The 19291-nt window shown below is 48.7% G+C and carries 20 protein-coding genes and 2 tRNA genes; 4 read left to right on the top strand and 18 right to left on the bottom strand.

Annotated elements, in window-relative coordinates:
- Positions 1-11 precede the first annotated feature (11 nt).
- The 9 genes from thyX to ABDB91_RS01765 all read right to left on the bottom strand — a co-directional run bounded on the left by thyX (position 12) and on the right by ABDB91_RS01765 (position 8188).
- Positions 12-752 (bottom strand): FAD-dependent thymidylate synthase, encoded by a 741-nt coding sequence (thyX, locus tag ABDB91_RS01805; protein ID WP_347489908.1) that lies wholly within the window; start codon positions 750-752, stop codon positions 12-14.
- A 115-nt stretch (positions 753-867) separates the two neighbouring features.
- Positions 868-1287, bottom strand: coding sequence for a ribonuclease III domain-containing protein (locus ABDB91_RS01800; protein WP_347489907.1), 420 nt, complete (start codon positions 1285-1287; stop codon positions 868-870).
- Between the two features lie 2 nt (positions 1288-1289).
- Complete coding sequence (cysS, locus tag ABDB91_RS01795) at positions 1290-2747, bottom strand: cysteine--tRNA ligase (RefSeq protein WP_347489906.1); 1458 nt, start codon at positions 2745-2747, stop codon at positions 1290-1292.
- Positions 2748-2830: 83 nt separating this feature from the next.
- Complete coding sequence (gene cysE / locus ABDB91_RS01790; protein ID WP_347489905.1) at positions 2831-3514, bottom strand: serine O-acetyltransferase; 684 nt, start codon at positions 3512-3514, stop codon at positions 2831-2833.
- Between the two features lie 45 nt (positions 3515-3559).
- Positions 3560-5020: a glutamate--tRNA ligase gene (gltX, locus tag ABDB91_RS01785; protein WP_347489904.1), complete on the bottom strand. Its 1461-nt coding sequence runs from the start codon at positions 5018-5020 to the stop codon at positions 3560-3562.
- 190 nt (positions 5021-5210) lie between these two features.
- Positions 5211-5696 (bottom strand): 2-C-methyl-D-erythritol 2,4-cyclodiphosphate synthase, encoded by a 486-nt coding sequence (gene ispF / locus ABDB91_RS01780; protein ID WP_347491503.1) that lies wholly within the window; start codon positions 5694-5696, stop codon positions 5211-5213.
- 63 nt (positions 5697-5759) lie between these two features.
- A complete protein-coding gene (gene ispD, locus ABDB91_RS01775) occupies positions 5760-6443 on the bottom strand; it encodes a 2-C-methyl-D-erythritol 4-phosphate cytidylyltransferase (RefSeq protein ID WP_347489903.1) in 684 nt (227 codons plus the stop codon).
- Complete coding sequence (locus ABDB91_RS01770; protein WP_347489902.1) at positions 6436-7578, bottom strand: PIN/TRAM domain-containing protein; 1143 nt, start codon at positions 7576-7578, stop codon at positions 6436-6438. Before ABDB91_RS01770 ends, ispD begins: the two co-directional genes overlap by 8 nt.
- Positions 7579-7711: 133 nt before the next feature.
- Positions 7712-8188 carry a CarD family transcriptional regulator gene (locus ABDB91_RS01765; protein ID WP_006522898.1) on the bottom strand — a complete coding sequence of 159 codons (477 nt, stop codon included), beginning with the start codon at positions 8186-8188 and terminating at the stop codon, positions 7712-7714.
- A gap of 193 nt (positions 8189-8381) precedes the next feature.
- Between ABDB91_RS01765 and ABDB91_RS01760 the strand changes: the two genes are divergently transcribed.
- Entirely contained in the window at positions 8382-8780 is a 399-nt protein-coding gene (locus ABDB91_RS01760; RefSeq protein ID WP_347489901.1) for a DUF1573 domain-containing protein, read from the top strand.
- A 218-nt stretch (positions 8781-8998) separates the two neighbouring features.
- Here ABDB91_RS01760 and disA read toward each other — a convergent pair whose 3' ends face one another.
- The 6 genes from disA to ABDB91_RS01730 form a co-directional block, all read right to left on the bottom strand.
- A complete protein-coding gene (gene disA / locus ABDB91_RS01755; protein ID WP_347489900.1) occupies positions 8999-10060 on the bottom strand; it encodes a DNA integrity scanning diadenylate cyclase DisA in 1062 nt (353 codons plus the stop codon).
- Between the two features lie 47 nt (positions 10061-10107).
- The gene (gene radA, locus ABDB91_RS01750) at positions 10108-11457 is read right to left on the bottom strand and encodes a DNA repair protein RadA (RefSeq protein WP_347489899.1); all 1350 of its coding nucleotides are present in this window, start codon (positions 11455-11457) and stop codon (positions 10108-10110) included.
- Positions 11458-11676: 219 nt separating this feature from the next.
- Entirely contained in the window at positions 11677-14139 is a 2463-nt protein-coding gene (locus ABDB91_RS01745; protein ID WP_347491502.1) for an ATP-dependent Clp protease ATP-binding subunit, read from the bottom strand.
- Positions 14140-14147: 8 nt separating this feature from the next.
- Positions 14148-15215: a protein arginine kinase gene (locus ABDB91_RS01740; protein WP_347489898.1), complete on the bottom strand. Its 1068-nt coding sequence runs from the start codon at positions 15213-15215 to the stop codon at positions 14148-14150.
- Positions 15205-15738, bottom strand: a complete 534-nt coding sequence (locus ABDB91_RS01735) for a UvrB/UvrC motif-containing protein (protein ID WP_347489897.1) — start codon at positions 15736-15738, stop codon at positions 15205-15207. Before ABDB91_RS01735 ends, ABDB91_RS01740 begins: the two co-directional genes overlap by 11 nt.
- A gap of 17 nt (positions 15739-15755) precedes the next feature.
- A complete protein-coding gene (locus ABDB91_RS01730; protein ID WP_347489896.1) occupies positions 15756-16226 on the bottom strand; it encodes a CtsR family transcriptional regulator in 471 nt (156 codons plus the stop codon).
- Between the two features lie 449 nt (positions 16227-16675).
- Between ABDB91_RS01730 and ABDB91_RS01725 the strand changes: the two genes are divergently transcribed.
- The 3 genes from ABDB91_RS01725 (at position 16676) to ABDB91_RS01715 (ending at position 18731) form a co-directional block, all read left to right on the top strand.
- Entirely contained in the window at positions 16676-17713 is a 1038-nt protein-coding gene (locus ABDB91_RS01725) for an FAD:protein FMN transferase (protein ID WP_347489895.1), read from the top strand.
- Positions 17706-18095 carry a NusG domain II-containing protein gene (locus ABDB91_RS01720; protein ID WP_347489894.1) on the top strand — a complete coding sequence of 130 codons (390 nt, stop codon included), beginning with the start codon at positions 17706-17708 and terminating at the stop codon, positions 18093-18095. Before ABDB91_RS01725 ends, ABDB91_RS01720 begins: the two co-directional genes overlap by 8 nt.
- A 120-nt stretch (positions 18096-18215) precedes the next feature.
- The gene (locus tag ABDB91_RS01715) at positions 18216-18731 is read left to right on the top strand and encodes a Gx transporter family protein (RefSeq protein WP_347489893.1); all 516 of its coding nucleotides are present in this window, start codon (positions 18216-18218) and stop codon (positions 18729-18731) included.
- Here ABDB91_RS01715 and ABDB91_RS01710 read toward each other — a convergent pair.
- The 3 genes from ABDB91_RS01710 to ABDB91_RS01700 all read right to left on the bottom strand — a co-directional run bounded on the left by ABDB91_RS01710 (position 18721) and on the right by ABDB91_RS01700 (position 19230).
- Positions 18721-18912, bottom strand: a complete 192-nt coding sequence (locus tag ABDB91_RS01710) for a hypothetical protein (protein WP_347489892.1) — start codon at positions 18910-18912, stop codon at positions 18721-18723. The two genes, ABDB91_RS01715 and ABDB91_RS01710, sit on opposite strands and share 11 nt — an antisense overlap.
- A 162-nt stretch (positions 18913-19074) precedes the next feature.
- Positions 19075-19149 (bottom strand) — tRNA-Asn (locus tag ABDB91_RS01705).
- A 5-nt stretch (positions 19150-19154) separates the two neighbouring features.
- Positions 19155-19230 (bottom strand) — tRNA-Ala (locus tag ABDB91_RS01700).
- Positions 19231-19291: the final 61 nt, after the last annotated feature.

The following is a 19291-nucleotide window of genomic DNA, read 5'->3' as shown; positions in this document are numbered from 1 at the left end:
CCACCCAGTACCTATAATTTCCGGAACTTATCGCATACTTCGGCTTGCCTGCCACAGCTCATGGCGCCTTCCGGGCAAGGCCCGGTCAGACAACCGGGACCGGCTTCCCGGAACAGCTCGGGAGCCACCTGCCGCACCAAGCGCAGCATTTCCGTAGCCAACGCCCTTATTTCCCATTGTGCCCGGTTACAGCAGCGCAAGGCAAAAAAATGCAACAGCTCTCGGGCATTCATAGTAACCACCAGCTTAGTTTCGGCGGCATTGGGCAGAATAAACCGGGCGTCTTCCCGGGCCGCATCCCCGTGGCAAGCCAGTTTTTCCAGCCATTGATCATACCATTGCTGTATTTTAGCCATCTGCCCGGCATATTCCTGCACTTCGTTATCACCCAAGGCGGCAATGCGCGGTGGAATTATATAATTAAATACACCAGCTGCTTTAGCAGAACTGTCTTCACTGACGTACCGCTGGGACTTCACGCTGAAACTGGCAATCCTGTGCCTGGTTATCTGAGCCAAGAGGCTTCGGGAAACCCCCTCCACCCCAAAAGTAAAGCTGACATGCTCTATGGGTGTTAAATGTCCCATATCGGCTAATTTGCGCACAAAAAGTGACTGATCTACCTCAGTAACGCCCTGTTGCAGTTCTCCTATATCCGCGGAGGAATAACAAAGCTTAGCCGCCAAAGCCACCAGCTGCTCGGGATTTATAGTATGTTGCAACAGTTCGACGCGCAGTTCCGTTCTCCCCATAACATTGTTCCCCCAAAACCTTTTTATATAATCCAAACAACAACCACGATCAATAATCAAACTTGGGCGATATCAAAAGCAGTAAGCAAATAGTTCGCAGAAAGAAGTTCCGTTCTTAACGCCCCGTACCAAGTTCCTGTTCGATTACCTCCCGGGCCAAGCTTAATATTTCTTCCAATCTGGGCCAATCACGCTGCAGGTACAGGTAACCCACCAAGCTTTCGAATCCGGTGCTATGCCGGTACTCAATCACACTGTCACCCCTTGGCGCGTGGCCGGGCTTGGCGTTACGCCCGCGGCGGGCCACCGCTTCCTCGGTTTTATTAAGGCGCCCGTCAAGAGCGAAGAAAATTTTGGCCTGAGTCGAAGCACGCACGTGCCGCACCGCCTCCCGGTGCAATTTGTTAACGTTGGTTATACCCTGGTTAACCAGATACTCCCGCACTGCCAGCTCGTATACCGCGTCCCCTATGTATGCCAGAACCAAAGAGGATACTTCCCGGGGATCAATGTTTATGGCCGTCTCTCCAAACATATTTACCCCTGCTTTTTCCAGCGCACTCCGCCGGGGGTATCTTCCAAAATGATACCCATTTCCTTCAGGCGGTCACGCAGACGATCGGCAGTGGACCAGTCTCTATTTTGGCGTGCGGTTTGTCTGATCTCAATAATTAAATCTATTAAATCATCCACCAGGCTTTCCCTTCCCAATCCATCTTCCTCCAGCAGAATCCCGCCGTCGGCGCCGGTCTTAAATATTCCCAGCACACCGTTAAACTGCATGAACATCTGCCGGGCTTTTTGCAGCGCGGCGACTCTTTCCGACGGGCCGGGTAAATCACCGGTTTGCAAATAACTATTCACTATCCGGGCCAGGTCAAACAGCATACCGGTAGCCAGAGCAGTATTAAAGTCATCATCCATGGCCTTTTCAAATTCCATGCGTATTTCTTCCAAACGAACGGCCAGCGCAGGATCGGGCATTGCCGCATCCGCGGATTCCCGTCCCGCCAGGGCCTCATCCAGCAAACGCAGACTGGTTTTTATGCGTTCCAAACCCCTTGAGGCGGCAGTTAACTTTTCATCATCAAAATCCAGGGGGCTGCGATAGTGTGTACCCAACAGGTAAAAGCGCACCACTTCGGAAGGAAACTTTCCTAAAATATCCCGTACTAAAAAAAAGTTCCCCAACGATTTGCTCATTTTTTCCTGATTTACAGTGATAAACCCGTTATGCATCCAATAACGGGCAAAGGGCTGGCCTGTGGCCGCCTCGGACTGGGCAATCTCGTTCTCGTGATGAGGGAAGATCAAGTCAAACCCACCGCCGTGAATATCAAAGTTAACACCTAAATATTTCAGGGCCATGGCAGAACATTCAATATGCCAGCCGGGTCTGCCCGGACCCCAAGGGCTATCCCAGGCAGGCTCACCGGGCTTGGCGGATTTCCACAATGCAAAGTCCATCGGATCGTTCTTACGTGCGTCAACCTCCACCCGGGCCCCCGCCTGCATGTCTTCCAAAGTTCGGCCGGATAATTTGCCATAACCGGTGAATTTACGCACATTATAATAAACATCGCCATCCACCGGGTAAGCAAAACCCTTGTCCGCCAAGGTCTCAACCAGCTTAATAATTTCCGTGATATGACCGGACACTTTGGGGTAAATATCAGCCCGCATTACGTTTAACGCATCGGCATCTATAAAATATTCCCTGATATACCGTTCAGCCATAGCCAGAGGGTTATCACCATCTTCCCGGGCCCGGCTGATTATCTTATCATCAATATCTGTAAAATTCTGGACATATAATACGTTAAATCCTTTATATTTCAAATAACGGCGCACCGTATCAAAAACCACAATCGGCCGGGCATTACCCAGGTGGATATAGTTATAAGTGGTCGGACCACAGACATATATGGCTGCTTTGCCCGGTTCACGGGGTGTAAACTCTTCTTTTTTTCCGGTTAAGGTATTATATATACGCATAATCCAATGATCCCCATTCCTTTCTTGCTCAATGCACAACATTACCCTTGCGCAAGACAAAATCCGTTTATATATTCACTTGCTTAACGCTGTTTACTATTAATATCCTGTAATGCCTGCTCCAGTTCTTTAACCCGCTTTTCCAATATCTCCACGTTTTTTTGCATACTAAACATCGACTCGGCCACAGGATCAGGCAGCAGGTCATGACGCAAGTCAATCATAGATACCCCTGCATCTAATATTTTTTCACCGTCCCGAACCACTACCTTACCCGGCACACCGACTACGGTGCTATTGGGAGGAACAGCCTTCAGCACCACGGAACCGGCACCGATCTTACTGTTATCGCCCACAGTGAACGACCCAAGTATTTTAGCACCGGTGCTGATTACCACATTATTTCCGATGGTCGGGTGACGTTTACCTTTCTCTTTCCCGGTGCCCCCCAGGGTCACTCCCTGATAAATAGTTACATTGTTGCCTATCTCGGCGGTTTCCCCGATAACTACTCCGGCGCCGTGATCAATAAATAAACCTTCACTAATCCTGGCCCCCGGGTGGATTTCAATTTGCGTGACCGCCCTGGCAAACTGGGAAATCAGCCGGGCTATGAGAAAAAAACGATGCCGGAAAAAGAAGTGAGCGACCCGGTGCAATGTAATGGCATGCAGACCGGGATAGCAAAGCAGTACCTCAAGCACCGATTTAGCGGCCGGGTCCCTTTCAAATACCGCTTGCATATCTTTACGGAGCCGACCAAACAACAAACCCATCCCAGCCTTTCCGATATCTATAAGTTAGCCCGGTTTCTAGCCTACCGCGGCCAGCGCCTTTTCCAAACGGACGATAACCTTTGGCGCACCAAGCACAGGCAGCAAGTGGTGCAAATCCGGACCGCTGAGTTTACCGGTCAAGGCAACCCGCAGCGGCTGATAAACCTTCTTTCCGCCGATCCCCAGCTCTTTGGGCAGCTTTTTCAATAATGCCCGGGCACCGTCCTCATCCAAATCATCCACATAGCCGACCAATTTATCCCGCAATGCTTTAATTACCGCAGGCACTTGTTCCTGGGTCAGAATGCCTTGTGCCTCACTATTGTCATAACCGGGATCGTTAAAAAAGACATCGGCAAAATCATTGATTTGCGCCATATACTCCAGGCGCTCTCTGACCGCAACTACTATTAGACGCACCTTCTCCCGCACCGAGTCGTCTAAGACATCGGGCAAATAACCGGCCTTGCGTAAAAAAGGTATCGCCAATTCCGCAAGCCGCTCCACCGAACTGTGCCTGATGTAATTGCCGTTCAGCCAGTTCAGTTTCTCAAGGTCAAACACCGCCGGGCTTTTGGATACACGCTCCAGTGAAAATTGTTCCTTAATCTGGTCCAGGGTAAAGACCTCTTCCTCGGTACCCGGAGACCAGCCTAAAAGTGCTAAAAAATTCACCAGCGCCTCGGGTAAATAGCCTAATTCCCGGTACTGTTCAATAGATGTGGCACCATGGCGCTTGCTCATTTTAGAACGGTCTTTGCCCAGTATCAATGACACATGAGCAAATTCCGGCACGTCCCAACCCAGCGCCTCGTACAGTAATACCTGCAGAGGTGTGTTGGAGAGATGTTCCTCGGCACGGATAACATGGTTGATACCCATTAAATGATCATCCGCCACCACGGCAAAATTATACGTGGGTATGCCATCCGACTTGATAATAATGAAATCTCCGATACCGGCACAGTCAAAATTAACAGCCCCCCGCACAATATCCCGCACCGTGATTATCTTATCCGCGGGCACTTTAAAGCGCAATACCGGCTTACGGCCCCCGGCTTCCAAACGCGCACAATCTTCCGGACTAAGATCACGACACCTGCCGGTGTATCTAACCAATTCCCCGGCGGCCAATTGAGCCTCCCGCTGGGCGGCTAACTCCTCCTCGCTGCAGTAGCACCGGTAGGCCAACCCGTTTTCCAGCAATTGAGCGGCGTAACGTGAATATATTTCCAGTCTCTCTGTTTGGCGATACGGACCGTTGCCGCCCCCCACATTAATACCTTCATCCCAGTCCAGGCCAAGCCAGCGCAGCGAGGACAATATATCGTCTTCCGATGCTCTCGACGAACGATCCAAATCGGTATCCTCTATACGCACAACAAATTTACCGCCGTAATGGCGGGCAAAAAGCCAATTAAACAGGGCAGAGCGTGCCCCACCTATATGTAAAGGTCCTGTCGGGCTGGGTGCAAATCTAACTTTAGTATCGATCAATGCTGGTTCCACTCCCTTATTATGGCTGTTTTTCGACACTTAATTATATCACTGCGCAGTATTTACTAGCAACTTTTTACACTAATTGGGCAGGTAAAAGAAACAACAGGCCATAATTGTTTAAAGCCGTATCCCACGGATAGCCGGAGGATACGGCTTCAATATTTACTTTAACTAATACTCCCATTGATCAGCCGGCATCATTTACCTTATAAATACATGCCACCGCCTGGGCCGCAATGCCCTCACCCCGGCCGGCGAACCCCAGCCCTTCCGTAGTAGTGGCCTTAACACTGATTAGATCAGTGGTCACGCCAATTTCCCGGGCCATATTCAACCGCATCTGCTCGATATAAGGGGATATCTTGGGCGCCTGGGCTATAACCACGGCATCCACGTTGCCCACCACCCAGCCCTGACTGCTTAGATGAGCAGCTGCTTTCTTCAACAGTACCAGACTGGATATATCTTTGTATTGCGGGTCATGGTCGGGGAAATGCCTGCCAATATCGCCGCACCCGGCGGCACCCAGCAAAGCATCCATCACGGCGTGCACCAGCACATCAGCATCCGAATGGCCTTTCAGCCCCACATGATGGGGAATTTTTGCCCCGCCCAGTATCAATGGCCGTCCCGCCACCAGCTCGTGCACGTCGTATCCTATACCCACTCGCAGCATCCCATCCACCTCCCGGGGGTCAGGCTTAAACTTTATTAAACCAACTAAGTAAATTCTTTGTTATTGCTTAGGCATTAACGTTTCGGCCAGGGCTATATCTTCCGGAGTAGTTATCTTGATATTGGCGTAATCTCCCCGCACCAGTTTGACGGGATGCCCCAGCCGCTCCACCAGAGAAGCATCATCGGTCCCTGCAAAACCATCCCGGATGGCTGCCCGATGTGCTTCCAAGAGCAGTCGGCAATTAAACACCTGGGGCGTTTGCACCTGCCACAGCTTGTCCCGCGGCAGGGTTTCACGCACCAGATCTTGTTCGCCCGCTACTTTAATGGTATCCTTGGCAGGCGCCGCCAGAGTGGCGGCGCCCCACTGCCGAGCCTGGTGAATCGTTTCCCGAATTTTTTCAGGCTTAACCAATGGGCGCGCACCATCATGCACCACTACCAGTTCAACACCGGTGGGCAAAGCCATCAAACCACGCCTAACGGAATCTCCACGACTCACTCCACCCGGAATAATTTTTATATCGGCGCCTGGCATATATTTTTCCAGCACTGACTTAAAACTACTTTCCTCACCCGGCGTCACCACGAGAATAATGCCATCCACCGGTACCGCCTGCAAAGCCCGCAGCGCGTAAACAACCACCGGCCGCCCCGCCAAGCCGAGCAATTGCTTATTCACCCCACCACCCATGCGAGTACTCCGGCCGGCTGCGGCTACCAGTGCATAAACGCTACCCAAGCACCTTCACCTCTCCGTAATTATGAGTATCCGACCGGGCGTCGCCTCGCCGGTCCGATCGAGGCTTGGCAAATATCATGCGACCGGCCGCTGTTTGCAGTACACTGGTCACCAGCACGGTTATTGTTTGTTGCATATGCCGTTTACCGCCGTCCACTACAATCATAGTACCGTCATCCAGATAGGCTATGCCCTGTCCGGACTCCTTACCTTCTTTGACTACCTGTACCACCATTTCCTCACCCGGCAGCACAACAGGTTTAACAGCGTTGGCCAATTCATTTATATTTAACACTTTTACGCCATGCAGTTCAGCCACTTTATTTAAATTAAAATCATTGGTCACTATCTTGGCCCCCAGTTTCTGAGCCAACTTAACCAGTTTAGTATCCACTTCCAGAGAGTCGTCAATACCTTTGGTGTTATCATTAATAACCACTTTAACTGCCGCGTCCTTGCGTAAATTATTTAAAATATCCAGCCCCCGGCGCCCCCGGTTACGCTTCAGCAAATCCGACGAATCCGCTATATGCCGCAACTCCTCTAATACAAAACCCGGTACTACCAGAGTCCCCTCAACAAAACCGCTGGCTGACAAATCGGCAATCCTGCCGTCAATAATTACACTGGTGTCAAGAATCTTTTGGATACCGGTTTGTTTGACTTCCGAAGCAACTTTTTCTTTACTTCCGCCCAGACGGGGTATGTTGCTGAAAAAGCTCATTATTTCTTCACGCTTTTTAACACTTATCGTCATCCCCAGGTAGCCAAGCAATAAAGTCACCGCAATCCAAATTATTTTACCCGGAAAACCCATAAATGCAAAAACAGAACCTAATAAATTAGCTATAATAAGTCCGACGATGAGGCCAACTGATCCCATGACCAGATCTTGCACCGGTGTTTTACTGAGCATTTGCTCCAATAGTGCCGTCAGCCACAGGGAAAATCGAATCAGCCAAGGCGTTAATAAAATACCCAGCACCAAACCAATCAGCGCACCTAAACCGATAATACCAAACTTCATAGTATCGGTAAGAGGCCATAAGGCTAAATCCGATATATACCACCCCAAATAACTACCGCCGGCAGCAAACAATACCACCATAAGCACAAATATCAACTTCCTAACCATTCTTTTTCACCTCCTCCATTGTTAATTATTATTTACACCGGTATTATATTCTATTATGGATGATTTAAAAGTTTGTTTCAACCATTTTGGAGAATTTTTCCGGCAAATAAAAATACGCCAGTTGCCTGACGTATTATGCAAAGACTCCCTCAATCATAGATTTTGTCTTATCCTCACCCAACTCGGTAGCCAGCACCAGCTCACTTATTAGTATTTGCCGGGCGTTCTCCAGCATTTTTCGTTCACCCGAGGAAAGACCCTTTTCTTTATCCCTCTTTACCAAATTTCTTACGACTTCCGCAACTTCATAGATGTTACCGCTTTTTATTTTTTCCAGGTTGGCCCGATAACGCCTGTTCCAGTTGTCCGACATGCTAGTGGATTGTTCACGTAAAATACGAAAAACCCGCTGCACCCCGTCATCATCAATTACCTGACGCAACCCCACCTCTTTACAGTTGGAAATCGGTATCATTACCTTCATATCACCAACCGGTAACCTGAGGATATAGTACTGTCTGGTTTCCCCGAGAACTTCCTTTTCCTCGATGGCTTCAATGATCCCGGCACCGTGCATGGGATAAACAACTTTATCTCCAATTTTAAACAAATTCCCGGACCTCCTTACCATATTCATAAAATAATATACCATAAAAATAGGATATTGTCAAGGAAATCTAATATTTTAGCACAGCGCAAACCTTGTGTCAATAAGTATTTTTAAAGTTGTTAGGTTTGACAGGACAAGCCGCTCACCGTTATAATTACTGCAAGGTTTTAAAATTATAAAGGAGTGAAACCGTTTGCTCAAAAATATAATGTACGACGAATTTCAACATACGGTTTCTGAAATATTGCTCTGCAACCAAAGTATCCTGGACCTACTGGCTAAATCTCAAGAAACCAACGCCAAAATGAATCGAAACATTATTAAATCCGTGACAAGCTGCGGATGTTTGAAAATAAACGCAGCCAAAAAGCAAATCCCACCCGAAACCTCGCTGGAGGAATTAAAAAGACTGCTGGAATCGCACCTGGAAGGCAAACTATGTGACAGCTGCCGGGAAATCATAGAATTGGAAATGGGGCGTACCCTCTTTTATCTGGCCGCTCTTTGCAATTTGCTTGATTTAAACATGTATGATATTTTAATTAAGGAGCAAAAAAAGATAAGGGCACTGGGGCTATACAACTTGGCCTGACCGGGTCCTGATTCATAGCCGTCCGCAGATACAACTCAACTAAAAACAACGCCGGTCCGACTTTTAAATCTATCAAACATAAAGCGAACGCTCTTACTGCGTTCCAAAATAGATTTCTGCATCAATAGGTTATTTTCCTGCTGTTATGTTTTTCATTTTTTACATAAAAATTTATTAAGGCGTGGAGCCTAACCACGCCTTAATAAATTTTATTCTATTTAAACGAATCGTTCCTGGGTAAGCTGATCGCGATACCTCTGCAGCCCTTCCTTAATGGAACGTGCCCTCACCTCACCAATTCCCTCAACGGCATCCAATTCTTCAATTGTGGCCCCAAGTATCTTCCGCAGTGAGCCAAATTCACGCACCAGATTTTCCACCACTTGCAGGGGCAGCCGGGGGATTTTTTCTAAAATACGATAACCGCGCGGCGCCACACTCTGATCCAGTATGCTGGCACTGCCCGGGTGCCCCAGGGCACGCGCTATAAGCGAAAGATCCAATAAGTCTTCAGCCGGCCAGCTGCTGATCATAAACAAGACACTTTCCGGCGGTTTTTCGCCGCTTAGGGTGGCGTAATCTTGAATAATTAAACGCCCTTCATCCTCCACATTGGCCACCAGCTCTTCAAGCTGCATAGTAATTAAACGTCCTTCGGTTCCCAGCTCGCCTATATATCGTTTAATCTCTTTAACTACCCGCAAAACCATTTCCGTCCTTTGAATAGCCTTGGCCACATCAAATAGCGTGACGGCTTCCTCAAATTCCAGTATACTTAAATTAGCCACAACCCTGTTTAACACATGACGATACTTCTCCAAAGTTTGTATGGCCTGATTTGCTTTAGTAATAACAACTCCCGATTCTCTCAGTACATATTTTATATTACCCTTATAAATAGTAATAACACTCCGCCGCTGGGATATGGAGATAACCAATGCACCTGTTTGCTTAGCCACACGTTCCGCCGTCCGGTGCCTGATACCCGTCTCACTGGAGGGGATACTTAAATTGGGGATCAATTGGGTGTTAGCCGCTATAATTTTTTTAACATCTTCACTAATAATTATGGCCCCGTCCATTTTAGCCAATTCGTAAAGATTGGCTGGAGTAAAAACAGCATTGATAGCAAACCCGCCTTCGGCCAGCTCCATAATTTCGGGACCATCACCAATGACTAGCAGACCTCCGGTCTTAGCCCTTAAAATATTTTCCATACCTTCCCGCAGCGGCGTACCCGGCGCAACCATCCGCAACACCTTGAGCAATTTATCTTCCAATTTTATCCCCCTTCTAAAGCACCGGTATAAGTAAAATTCTACATATATTAGAATGCCAAGTCAAATGCTTCAGCCAGTGTTGCCGCTTCTAAAATATTTAGCCCGCTGACTTTTGGCAGACCCTTTTGTCGAGGCGCCAGGCAAGAGCCAAAACCCAGCTGGGCAGCTTCCCGAATCCTTTTATCCGCTGCAGCAACCTGTCTTATTTCACCGGTCAGCCCCAGCTCACCCATAATCACCATGCGCCCGTCAATGGACCGTTCCCGAAAGCTGGACGCCAAGGCCATGGCAATACCCAGATCGGCCGCGGGTTCATCTATACGCACACCGCCTACCACGTTAACGTAAGCATCGCAGTTACCCAGCATCAACCCCAGGCGTTTTTCCAGTACCGCCATAATTAAAGCTACCCGATTGTGATCCACCCCGGCAGTCATCCGCCTGGGTGTACCAAAGGAGGTAGGGCAAACCAGGGCCTGAATCTCCACCAGCAGCGGGCGGGTGCCCTCCAGTGTCGGCACCACCACCGTACCGGCCATATCCCGGTGGACATGATCCATTAAGAAGAAAGAGGACGGATTGGACACTTCCCGCAAACCGGCGCCGGACATTTCAAAAACACCGATTTCATTGGTAGAGCCGAAACGGTTTTTCACTCCGCGCAATATCCTAAATGTCTGGCGGCGCTCACCTTCAAAGTATAAAACCACGTCCACCATGTGCTCCATCACCCGGGGACCGGCAATCATCCCCTCCTTGGTTACATGCCCCACAACAAAAATAGATACCGACTGTTTTTTGGCCAGCTGCATAAGACGGGCGGTACACTCCCGCACCTGACTCACACTGCCGGGGGCGGATGCAACATGGGATAAGTACATAGTCTGAATGGAATCCACTACCACCAGTAAAGGGTTCACCTTAACCAACTGATCTTCCACGTCCTCCAGATCAGTTTGGGGATAAACGTAAAGCTCGGCGCCGTTTACCCCAAGCCGGTCGGCACGCAGTTTAATTTGCTGGGGTGACTCTTCCCCCGATACGTAAAGCACCCGGTGACCCGCGGAACCAACAGCGCCGGCTACCTGCAAAAGCAAAGTGGATTTACCAATGCCCGGATCACCGCCCAGTAAAATTAATGAACCCGGCACCAAACCGCCACCCAGCACACGATTTAATTCAGCCATACCTGTAGAGCGGCGTTCACTGTCCACCGGCGGAACTTCAATAAGAGGACGGGGCTCTTCCGGGCACTCCGCCGCCCGGCGGCGCCGCGCAGGTGCACAAACCTCTTCCACATAAGTGTTCCAAGCCCCACAACCGGCGCAACGGCCCATCCAGCGGAGAGTAAAATGACCGCACTCCTGGCAGTAATAACCGGTTTTTTTTGCAGTCACAGCCAAGTCTCCCAATAAACAATTATCAAATAATTATATCATAGCATAAACATCATTGGAGTACCAATGCGCCGGGTATTTAGTCCCGGGTATTTAGTCCCGGGTATTTAGTCCCCAATATTATGACCAATTTATGTAATTACGGGATAAAAGGGGGTTTAACATCCACCCTTTACCCCGTTGTTATAATTTAGCTTAATGGCCCTTGCTATAAGTCCATTATTTCAATAGCGTTAAATTTTTGGTTACCGTTAAACCGCCGCCGGCCTCTTTATCAATAAATACCCGATTGCCTTTCCTAAAAGTGCCCTTCAACATTTCCTCTGAAAGGCGATCCTCAATTTCCTTCTGGATAGCCCGGCGCAGCGGCCTGGCACCGTATTCTTCGTCAAATCCCTCCCGGGCCAGATACTCCTTAGCCGCCTCAGTGACTTCAATTTCTATCTCATTTTCAGCCAGCCGCCCGGCCACTTCCCGCACCATTAAACCCACAATTTCGGCAATGTGCTCCTGGTTCAGTGCATGGAAGACTATTGTATCATCAATGCGGTTTAGAAACTCCGGCCTGAATGCACGGCGCAAATCATCCATAACTCTTCTCTTCATGTTCTCATAATTTTTGTTTTCGCCCTCATCTGTTTTAAAGCCCAGCATGGCTTCCCGCTTGATTAAGCTTACCCCCACATTGGAGGTCATAATAATTACCGTGTTGCGAAAATCTACCGTACGGCCCCTGGCATCAGTGAGTCGACCGTCTTCCAGAACTTGCAGCAGTATGTTAAACACATCCGGATGGGCCTTTTCAATCTCATCCAACAGCACCACGGAGTAGGGTTTGCGGCGAACCGCATCGGTTAACTGCCCGCCCTCATCATAACCCACATATCCCGGAGGCGCACCCACCAGCCGGCTTACCGCAAACTTTTCCATATATTCGCTCATATCAACACGCACCATGGCGTCTTCATCGCCGAACATGGCCTCGGCCACAGCCCGGGCCAACTCGGTTTTACCTACTCCGGTAGGTCCCAAAAAGATAAACGAGCCAATTGGCCGCTTGGGATCCTTCAGCCCGGCCCGGGCCCGGCGGATAGCCCTGGAAACTGCCGCAACAGCTTCGTCCTGGCCGATAACCCGCCGGTGCAGTATTTCCTCCATCCGAAGCAGCCGGTCGGATTCCTCCTCCGCCAGTTTGCGCACCGGAATACCGGTCCAACTGGCTACAATTTGGGCAATATCCTCCTCCGTCACTTCCAGCCGCTTGCCGCCCTTCTGCTGCTGCCAGCTGCTGCGCTTACCTCCCAGCTCCTGCCTTAACTTATTTTCCTCATCCCGAAGCTGAGCCGCCTTTTCAAATTCCTGATTGTTTACGGCGGCTTCTTTTTCCTTGTGCATCTCTTCAATGCGCTGCTCCAGTTCCTTTACGTCGGGAGGCGCGGTAAAAGCCTGCAAGCGTACCCTGGAGCCCGCCTCATCCATTAGGTCAATAGCCTTGTCAGGCAGAAAACGATCGGTAATATATCGGTCGCTAAGCCGGGCTGCGGCCTTTAAGGCTTTATCCGTAATGCGTACCCGGTGATGCGCCTCATATTTATCGCGCAATCCCATTAAAATCTGTACCGTTTCCTCCACACTGGGTTCCTCAACTGTAATAGGCTGGAAACGACGTTCCAGTGCAGAGTCCCGCTCAATGTGCTTACGGTATTCATCCAGAGTGGTAGCCCCAATACACTGCAGCTCTCCCCTGGCCAGAGCCGGTTTTAATATATTGGCGGCATCAATGGCCCCTTCCGCCGCTCCGGCACCAATTATCGTGTGCAGTTCATCAATAAATACAATAACATTCTTTTCGCGGGTAATTTCCTCCACCACTTTTTTAAGCCGCTCCTCAAACTCACCCCGGTACTTGGTGCCGGCTACCAGCAAGGCTAAATCCAATGTAACCAGACGTTTTTGCAATAATGTTTCGGGCACGTTTCCCGACACAATACGCTGGGCCAGACCCTCTACAACAGCTGTTTTCCCCACCCCCGGGTCACCAATGAGCACAGGGTTATTTTTAGTGCGGCGGCTTAAAATCTGCACCACCCGCTCAATTTCCTTTTCCCGGCCGACCACGGGATCCAGATTATCCTCACGGGCCATATCGGTCAGGTCCCGGCCAAACTGGTCCAAGGTGACGGTCTTAGTGCCACAGGTTCCCCCGGCACAGCCCGGTTGGGGCTGCTGCCTCTGGGAACCCCCTCCCCCGGCCCCGCCCAGCAGTTGTATAACCACCTGGCGCACTCTTTCCTGATTGGCGCCCAAAACACCCAACACCTGGGCAGCCACACCTTCCCCTTCCCGTATCAAACCCAGCAACAAGTGTTCAGTACCTACGTAATTGGTACCCATGCGCCTGGCCTCGTCAACGGAGAGCTCCAGCACCTTTTTAACCCGGGGCGTTAGAGCCATTTCCCGGGGCGATCCTTCTCCCGTACCAATAGATTGCTCTACCATAGCCCGCACTTTATCGGCCTGCACGCCCAAACTCGCCAGAGCCTTGGCCGCCACCCCTTCACCCTCGCTGATCAACCCCAATAATATATGCTCCGTACCCACATAGGGGTGCTTAAATCGTTTAGCCTCTTCCTGAGCCAGCATAAGCACTTTCTGCGCTCTCTGAGTAAACCTGCCAAACAACATATTAATCAACCTCCCTGGTTTAGCTTATCGCGAATAATTTGAGCCCTTAAAATATTCTGATGCAAGGGATTTGATTCATCGTCCCGCTGCTTAACCAAATATGCGGGACGAGTCATGACCATCAATTCCGTTAATTGTTCAGCCGTTATACCGGAGATCAGCTGCAGATCAATCCCCAGCCGCACATCCGATAAGCGGCGCATGGTTTCCTCGGATGACATTACATGCGCATATTTCAGCAAGCCATACGAACGTCCCACTTTATCTTCCAGCTGATCTTTGCGCCGCTGCAGCAATGCCTTACGGGCCTCCCGTTCCTGGGCCAGTATCTGCCCGGTAACCGAGTTTAAGCTGTTGATGATTTCTTCCTCCGAATGCCCCATAGTGACCTGATTACTAAGCTGAAACAAATTGCCCAGCGCTTCGGTACCTTCACCGTACAGTCCCCGCACCGTGAATCCCAGCTTGGAGATAGTAGTCAGCACCGCGCCTACCTGATCCACCAGCACCAGCCCGGGCAAATGCAGCATTACCGAGGCTCGCATGCCCGTGCCGACATTAGTGGGACAAGCGGTTAGATAGCCGAATTTCTCAGAAAAAGTATAATCAAGCGTATTCTCCAAACCATCGTCTATTTGATTCACCATTGCCCAGGCTTTCTCCAATTGCGATCCCGGCAGCAGGCATTGAATACGCAAATGATCCTCTTCATTGATCATAATGCTGATAACCTCGTCATCCCGCAAAGCCACGGCCTTTTTCCCGTAATCCTCCAAAAGATTCGGGCTGATTAGATGCTTTTCTACTAGTATTTGCCTCTCCACAGGGCTCAATTCAGACATACGTGTTATTTCCAGATTACCTATCCGACTTGTAATAATCTGATTTCCCAGAGCCAACTGCACAGCATGAATAACTTTTTCAGCTTTTTCCATATCCAGCAGATGAGGATAAGCATATCCTTTTAAATTGCGGGCCACCCTAATCCGGCTGCTGATCAATATATCCCCCTCGGGGCCGCCCCCTACCATCCAGCCGCTTCTGGCGCTGTTCACCGTTTCTTTAATTCCCACTGTCCTCACCCCCCGATAGCTGCTGTTCCAATTGCCGAATTTGATCACGCAGCTGCGCCGCCATTTCGAATTCTTCCCGCACCACGGCTTGCTGCAGCCGGCCTTTTATATCGTTAATTTGTTTAATCATTTTAACCCGCCCGCCGGTTCGTTCGGGCACCTTGCCCGCATGACTGCTGGAACCGTGTATTCTGCGCATCAGGGGTTCCAGGCGATCCCCGAAATGCCGGTAACAGTCGCCACACCCTAACAGCCCCTTTTGAGCAAATAAATTCTCGGTAGTACCGCATGTGGGACAGCTGTTTTCCTGCCGGGTTTCAGCGGCAAATGAATGAGCCGGCGGTGTCTGGCTCAAAAAACTGGCCAGAATGTTATGCAGATTAATTTGGGGCATAAGAACCAATCCACCGGCCTGCATTTGCCCGGCGCAGACTTCACACAAATGCATCTTTGTTTTGTGGCCGTTCACTATCTCTGTATAATGCACAGTGGCCGGCCTTTCATGACATCTTTCACAAAGCATCAATAATCCCTCCGGAATTATCTATAATTTTTAAATACAACCATTAATATGGATTTTAGAATATTAGCCCGCAGCTGATCTCGGGCCGGCAAGCCAATACGCAATACATTCCGCGCAAGACACGCCTTAATGATAGCGGCCTCCCGCAGGGTAACTATTTGCTCTTCCAACAGCCGGGATAAAATAGCACCGGCACCACGCTCCGAGATACGGTCACCCACCAAACCGATTACTTCGTTAACCAGGTCCAACTCCCCGGCATTCAGCGGCACTTTAACTATCCGCACAAATCCCCCGCCACCCCGGCGGCTTTCCACCACGTAACCCTTTTCAATGGTAAACCTGGTGGCTAGAACGTAATTAATCTGTGATGGAGCGCAGTCAAATTTTTCGGCTAGCTCATTACGCTGTATCTCAACTGTCTTTTCGCTGCTCTGCTGAAATAATCTGTTTAAATATTGCTCGATTATGTTGGACAAGCTAGACATTATGCAATTAACCTCCTACTAAAAAAATACATTTAAGTTTCCGCGCCCCATCGCAGCTGCCAAGTTATTGATTTTGACTTTAACTTACCTTTACTATAAGTATAACACATAGCATATATTTTTTTTCAACAGCTAAAAAAAACCGGCTAAACTATTAACGCTGAATTAGCACTGTTTTACTCACTGTAATTTATCATTTCTGAATTTAATACTTCTTAAACCATCTTGTTTGGATTAAACTCGAACTAAAGCCGAACATCAGGACTTCAGATGGGGATTCCATCCTACCTGAAGTAAAAATAGGAACTCCCACTTATAGAAGTGAGAGTCTTGAAATTTGATTAGCCATCCATTCTATTGAATAATAAACAATCAGCACATATAATAAGCCCATGAGTTCCCTGCTCGTGGGTTTTATTTATAGCTGGATTATGAATGGGAGATGTACGATGATCACTTATCATAGGCTTGCCGGCCGGCTGGCCGCTTTTATGCTTTTAGCTTTTGCTTGCGCCGGATGTTCAACAGCGCAGGAACAGGAACCTTATACCGCCCAAGACTTTTTGCTGGATACCGAAATAACCATCACCATCGAAGACAGCCGGGCCCCCGAAATTTGTGCCGCTATTTTCCAAAGGATTGCCGAAATAGAAAAAAAGATGACCCTTTTTAGTGAGGACAGCGAACTCGCCAAGCTTAACGCACAAGCCGGGTTAAAAGCGGTGAAAACCAGCGCGGATACCCATTATGTATTGACCCGGGCCATTACTATAAGCACTTTAACACAGGGGGCTTACGACCCCACCATCGGGCCGCTGGTCAAGCTCTGGAACATAGGTTCAGGCCTCGCTGTAATACCCGGTGAAGCCGATATCCAAAGGGCTATATCCCTGGTTGATGGCAACTCCTTACAGATCAGCAATAACGGCCACACAGCTATGATCGCCCGCCCGGGACAGGTAGTGGATCTGGGAGGCATAGCCAAGGGTTATGCCGGAGACGAAGCCAAGAGAATACTGTTGGAGCACGGAGTGCGGCAGGGCATAATTAATTTAGGGGGCAATGTTATGGCCGTCGGGGCCAAAAAAGACGGCGCCCCATGGCGCGTAGGCATCCAAAATCCTCTGGCAGCACGAGGCACATACCTGGGCATTGTCTACGCAACCGACAAAGCTGTGGTATCCTCGGGCGGTTACGAGCGTTACTTCATCAAAGATGGACGGCGCTATCACCATATTATGGACCCCGACACGGGATACCCTGCCGATAATGGCTTAATCAGCGTTACCATAGTCACAGACCGGGGTATTGATGCCGATGCTTTGTCCACCGGGGCATATGTTATGGGTTTGACTGAGGGTATGAAACTGATTGATAGTTTGGATGGGGTGGAAGCTATTTTTATCACCAACGACAAGAAGGTATATATCACGCAAGGATTAAAGGATAGTTTTCAATTAACTGACGGGGATTTCACTTATGAATAATATTAACAAATTTATCTATATTATACTGGCATCTTTAATAATAGCCAGCTTTATTGGCGCGGCTATTTATAAACAAAGCCTGAAAAATCAAAAACCGGTAGCCGTTATCTATAAAAATGAACAAGTATATCAAAGGATAAATTTAACCGAAAGTATAAATAAACAAATTAAAATCGAGGACAGCGAAGGGCATTACAACATAGTGGAAATAAAGGATGGCCGGGTACGCATCAAGGAAGCGGACTGCCCGAACAAATTATGCGTAAAAGCAGGCTGGCTGACTAAACCGGGTCAAATGGCCGTTTGCATGCCCAATCGTCTCAGGGTGGTAATCGAAGGAGTAAAAGAGGATGTGAAACAGCCGGACACCATTTCCTTTTAAGTATCAAAACTAATTGATTAATCAATAGAATAATATAGCAAATAATAGTAGCAAGTTCCATTGCTAACAGCTATTTTGATGTGTGCTTAACGCTATTGCACTATTTGGGGAGAACAGAACATGCTTAATACAAAACGAATGGTTATCATAGCCTTGTTTATCGCCCAGGCAACGGTACTAAATATCATAGAAGGATTTATATCACTGCCCATTGCCGTTCCGGGTGTAAAGCTGGGGCTGGCTAATATAATTACCTTGCTGGCTTTATTAATCCTGGGGTGGAAAGACACCTTTTTAATTGTCACTTTGCGATGCCTGCTGGCCGCCCTGTACGGCGGCAACCCGATAGGTTTTTTATTTAGTATCAGCGGTGGTCTGTTAAGCACATTAATCATGGTTCTAATGTGGCGATATTTGAACAGGCAAGTTAACATTGTAACCATTAGTCTGGTGGGAGCTACCGCGCATAATATAGGGCAATTATTTGCAGCCGGCTTACTAATGCAAGATTTTCGCATTTATGTTTACCTGCCGGTCTTGCTGGTGTCTGCTTTGATAACAGGATATATTGTGGGCGTGGTGGCAACCCAGACTTATAATGTATTAATTAAAAACAGCAAGCATTTCAGCAGTTAGCACATTGCAAATAAAAAAGCACCGCAGAGCTTGTACTACGCAATGCCATTTGGATACTTTCTTCCAAACGTCCTAACTGTCCAATAGCATTTTCCATTGAAAGCAGAGTAAAAGCGATGTACTTAAAAATATTACGCAAATCTAATTCTGCCTGTTCGGAGATTTCAATCTCATAAATCATATACCATAATCCTTACGAATATGAGGAGATACTTCGCTTGCAGGCTTTGTGCGCCCCTCAACCATATCGGTGAATCCTTTCTCCAGTTCCAAGTTTTAATTTTTAAATGAAAAAAGCTGCATTTCCATTGGTTTATTACCAATAAAAATGCAGCTTATAATTTGGCTCCCCGAGCTGGATTCGAACCAGCAACCCTCCGGTTAACAGCCGGATGCTCTACCGTTGAGCTATCGAGGAATAACTGGTGGAGATGACCGGACTCGAACCGGTGACCCCCTGCTTGCAAGGCAGGTGCTCTCCCAACTGAGCTACACCCCCGTTTGGGCTGTTTATTTAATTTGCTGATATATCGCAATATCAGGGCCTAAGCTTTAAGCAA

The sequence above is a fragment of the Desulfoscipio sp. XC116 genome (assembly GCF_039851975.1).
In the GTDB taxonomy this organism is placed as follows: Bacteria; Bacillota; Desulfotomaculia; order Desulfotomaculales; family Desulfallaceae; genus Sporotomaculum.
This window is presented reverse-complemented; position numbering and strand designations above follow the sequence as displayed.

Coding starts and splice junctions, on each gene's coding strand:
- thyX (WP_347489908.1), bottom strand. CDS start 752: ATGGGGAGAACGGAACTGCGCGTCGAACTGTTGCAACATACTATAAAT.
- ABDB91_RS01800 (WP_347489907.1), bottom strand. CDS start 1,287: ATGTTTGGAGAGACGGCCATAAACATTGATCCCCGGGAAGTATCCTCT.
- cysS (WP_347489906.1), bottom strand. CDS start 2,747: ATGCGTATATATAATACCTTAACCGGAAAAAAAGAAGAGTTTACACCC.
- ABDB91_RS01770 (WP_347489902.1), bottom strand. CDS start 7,578: ATGGTTAGGAAGTTGATATTTGTGCTTATGGTGGTATTGTTTGCTGCC.
- ABDB91_RS01735 (WP_347489897.1), bottom strand. CDS start 15,738: ATGCTTTGTGAAAGATGTCATGAAAGGCCGGCCACTGTGCATTATACA.
- ABDB91_RS01730 (WP_347489896.1), bottom strand. CDS start 16,226: ATGTCTAGCTTGTCCAACATAATCGAGCAATATTTAAACAGATTATTT.
- ABDB91_RS01725 (WP_347489895.1), top strand. CDS start 16,676: ATGATCACTTATCATAGGCTTGCCGGCCGGCTGGCCGCTTTTATGCTT.
- ABDB91_RS01720 (WP_347489894.1), top strand. CDS start 17,706: ATGAATAATATTAACAAATTTATCTATATTATACTGGCATCTTTAATA.
- ABDB91_RS01715 (WP_347489893.1), top strand. CDS start 18,216: ATGCTTAATACAAAACGAATGGTTATCATAGCCTTGTTTATCGCCCAG.
- ABDB91_RS01710 (WP_347489892.1), bottom strand. CDS start 18,912: ATGATTTATGAGATTGAAATCTCCGAACAGGCAGAATTAGATTTGCGT.